Source organism: Vibrio sp. 1401 (genome assembly GCF_033340295.1).
This window is the reverse complement of the sequence record NZ_JAWOWF010000250.1, coordinates 1-801: the sequence shown is the minus strand read 5'-3', so window position 1 is coordinate 801 and position 801 is coordinate 1. Positions and strand designations below refer to the sequence as shown.

Sequence of the window (801 nt, the reverse complement as noted above, 5' to 3'; positions counted from 1 at the left end):
GCCGAGGATGGTTGTTGGCGACATTCTGAAACCGATAGACCAGATTGGTAGTAAAGCACAAAATCGGCAGTCTCTGCTTCTTCACATACGTCAATCAGATCGGTACTTACGCGAAAGGTATTTTGCCCAAGAACAAGTTGAATAAATTGAGTCGGGCTTACGCCCAACTCAATCTCATCAATACTAAAACCCTGTTCTTTCGCCAACAATAAACTCTGCTGAACAGATCCTGTCAGCGGAATTAACGACGATGGAATAAGGATTTTAGCCATTACTCATCCGCCTCAGCGTGCACGGCTGGGTGATAAAGCTCCGAGCCTGTCGCACGAAACTCTTCAGACTTCTTACGCATGCCTTCCAGCGGGTCATCTAACATCTTGATAGAAATCGCCTGATCCGCGGCAACTTGCTCTGTATCTTTGGCATACTCCCTGACTTCTTGAGAAATCTTCATTGAGCAGAATTTAGGGCCGCACATTGAGCAGAAGTGCGCTACTTTTCCAGACTCTTGCGGCAGCGTTTCATCATGAAATGCACGTGCCGTATCGGGGTCTAAAGCGAGGTTAAATTGGTCTTCCCAGCGGAATTCAAAACGCGCCTTTGATAAGGCATTGTCACGAACTTGTGCTCCCGGATGCCCTTTTGCTAAATCCGCAGCATGCGCAGCTAGCTTGTAGGTGATCATACCGGTTTTAACGTCTTCTCTATTTGGAATCCCCAAGTGCTCCTTACGGGTCACGTACCACAACATCGCGCAGCCATACCAACCAATCATCGCCGCGCCAATACCAGATGTAATAT

At 47.8% G+C, this 801-nt stretch carries 1 protein-coding gene and 1 pseudogene; both read right to left on the bottom strand.

The features are described 5' to 3' along the window. Positions 1–272 (bottom strand): annotated as a pseudogene (thiE, locus tag R7Z77_RS24900) (thiamine phosphate synthase); the annotation flags it as partial. Beyond that, positions 272–801: phosphomethylpyrimidine synthase ThiC (locus R7Z77_RS24895; RefSeq protein WP_318136989.1), on the bottom strand; the 530-nt coding region annotated here is incomplete at its 5' end. The gene R7Z77_RS24895 and the pseudogene thiE, both read right to left, overlap by 1 nt.